Origin of the sequence: Bradyrhizobium sp. Mp27, assembly GCF_029953005.1 — a bacterium.
GTDB classification, from domain to species: Bacteria; Pseudomonadota; Alphaproteobacteria; order Rhizobiales; family Xanthobacteraceae; genus Bradyrhizobium; species Bradyrhizobium barranii.
Genome location: NZ_JASAUS010000412.1, coordinates 1 through 2270 on the forward strand (window position 1 = coordinate 1; position 2270 = coordinate 2270).

A 2270-nucleotide genomic window follows, 5' to 3' on the forward strand; every position below is an offset into this window, starting at 1 on the left:
AGTCTCGGTCATGGCGTATCGCTCTCCTCGAGAGGTTCTGGCAGGCTCGTCACCCGCCTCGATACGCCGCCTTCCTCACACCGTCATCACCCAGATTCCGCCATAGCTCTCCGTCCGACGCCCACCACCTCAAGTTCGCCCAGCCGCGAACATTGGGGCGCAAGGTCAGCGACGAATTCACCGTCCCGTTATGCCGCTCTCACCACCAGGCTCTCCACCGGCACGGGAACGAAAAGGCATGGTGGGTGGATATGCATATATCGCCCTTGCCTGTTGCCAGCGAGTTATGGGCGGCTAGTCCCGTTCATGATCCCGCGAAGCCAAGCACGGCCACTTATGATGCTTCATCGCAGGCCCGGCTGGAGGCCACGGGTCTCAATGGATATCGAGCAACTCGTCTACGAGGTTAGACGACTCTACGATGCCGCATGCATGCTGGTTCGGATTGCCACGATTATCAAAGAAGGATAGCCCCCAATTCTGCGCTGCTTGCAAACGAATATCTGCTCAATGCCTTCTTAGCCTGACAGTCAGTCGATCAGCTCGGAAGTGTAATGATCACCATCGCTTGTGCGGACTACAGCTGATCCGAACTGCTCAGCTTTCAAAGTACTTGAGCGCAGAAAGCGCCGGTGAAGACGTTTTGGACAAATAGGACTCGTAAGCGCGCCGAATTCCATCCTCAAGCGAGGTTTTCGCACGCCAGCCGAGCCCCTTGAGCCGGCTGACGTCTAGCAATTTGCGCGGTGTGCCGTCGGGGCGCGAGGTGTCGAAACTGATCTCGCCGCCGTAGCCGACGATGGCGGCCACCACGCGCGCGAACTCGGCGATGGTGATGTCCTCGCCGGTGCCGATGTTGACCAGCTCCCCGCTCGAATAGGTCTTCATCAGGTGCACGCAGGCATCCGCCATGTCGTCGACATAGAGGAACTCGCGCCGCGGCGTGCCGGTGCCCCACACGATGACGCTCTTTGCTCCCGAAACCCTCGCCTCGTGGAAGCGGCGGATCAGGGCGGCGACGACGTGGCTCAGCTCGGGGTGATAATTATCGCCGGGCCCGTACAGATTGGTCGGCATCACGCTGATGAAGTCGCTGCCATACTGGCTGCGATAGGCCTCCGCCATCTTGATGCCGGCGATCTTGGCGATCGCATAGGGCTCGTTGGTCGGCTCCAGCGGGCCTGATAGCACCGAATCCTCGCGCAAGGGCTGCGGCGCCAGTTTCGGATAGATGCAGGACGAGCCCAGAAACATCAGCTTCTCGGCGCCGTTGAGATGCGCGGCCTGGATCACGTTGGCGGCAATCGCGATGTTGTCGTAGATGAACTCGGCGCGCAGCGTGTTGTTGGCGACGATGCCGCCGACCTTGGCCGCGGCGAGGAAGATCACTTGCGGCCGCGCTTTCGCGAACCAGTCGAACACGGCGGCCTGGTTGCAGAGATCGACCTCGCGCCGGTCGACCGTGACGAGCCGCACGTCCTCCCGCGCCAGCCGGCGCAGCAGCGCGGCTCCGACCATGCCGCGATGGCCGGCGACATAGACGCTTTTGCCCCTCAGCTCAAACGGTGCGTTTGCCACTGGCCGCATCCCGTTTTGCCTCCGCCAGGTCGCTCGCCATCATCTCCTCGACCAGCTGGGCGAAGCTGCGCTTCGGCGTCCAGCCGAGCACCTCGCGCGCCTTGCTGGCGTCGCCGACGAGGAGATCGACCTCGGTCGGACGGAAATAGGTCGGATCGATCTTCACCACGGTCTTGCCGCTCGTCTCATCGACGCCGGTCTCCTCGACGCCCTCGCCGCGCCATGCGATGCGGCGGCCGACATGGGCAAAGGACAGCTCGACCATCTCGCGCACCGAGCGCATCTCGCCGGTGGCGAGCACGAAGTCGTCGGGCTTGTCGGCCTGCAGGATCTTGTGCATGCCCTCGACATAGTCCTTCGCATGACCCCAGTCGCGCTTGGCTTCGAGATTGCCGAGATAGAGCGTCTGTTCCAGCCCGACCTCGATCCGCGCGACGCCGCGGGTGATCTTGCGGGTCACAAAGGTCTCGCCGCGGATCGGGCTCTCATGGTTGAACAGGATGCCGTTCGACGCGAACATGCCGTAGGCTTCGCGGTAGTTCACCGTGATCCAGTAGCCGTAGAGCTTGGCGACGCCGTAGGGCGAGCGCGGATAGAACGGCGTCGTCTCCTTCTGCGGGATCTCCTGCACCAGGCCGTAGAGCTCGGAGGTCGAGGCCTGGTAGAACCGCGTCTCCTTCTCCATGCCGAGG

Annotated in this window: 2 protein-coding genes and 1 pseudogene; 1 reads left to right on the forward strand and 2 read right to left on the reverse strand. The window is 62.6% G+C overall.

What is annotated here, in order from left to right; all coding sequences use genetic code 11:
- Window positions 1-107 precede the first annotated feature (107 nt).
- Window positions 108-410, forward strand: a pseudogene (locus QJT78_RS50365) (single-stranded DNA-binding protein); the annotation flags it as partial.
- Between the two features lie 187 nt (window positions 411-597).
- Here QJT78_RS50365 and QJT78_RS50370 read toward each other — a convergent pair.
- Together QJT78_RS50370 and QJT78_RS50375 are read right to left on the reverse strand one after the other, a co-directional pair.
- Window positions 598-1587: a GDP-L-fucose synthase gene (locus QJT78_RS50370; protein WP_281460835.1), complete on the reverse strand. Its 990-nt coding sequence runs from the start codon at window positions 1585-1587 to the stop codon at window positions 598-600.
- A partial coding sequence (locus QJT78_RS50375) for a GDP-mannose 4,6-dehydratase (protein WP_281460836.1) occupies window positions 1559-2270 on the reverse strand: 712 nt, incomplete at its 5' end. The genes QJT78_RS50375 and QJT78_RS50370, both read right to left, overlap by 29 nt.

What these genes read in the sequence shown, in the direction of transcription:
- QJT78_RS50370 (WP_281460835.1), bottom strand. Translation starts at nt 1,587, where the DNA reads ATGCGGCCAGTGGCAAACGCACCGTTTGAGCTGAGGGGCAAAAGCGTC.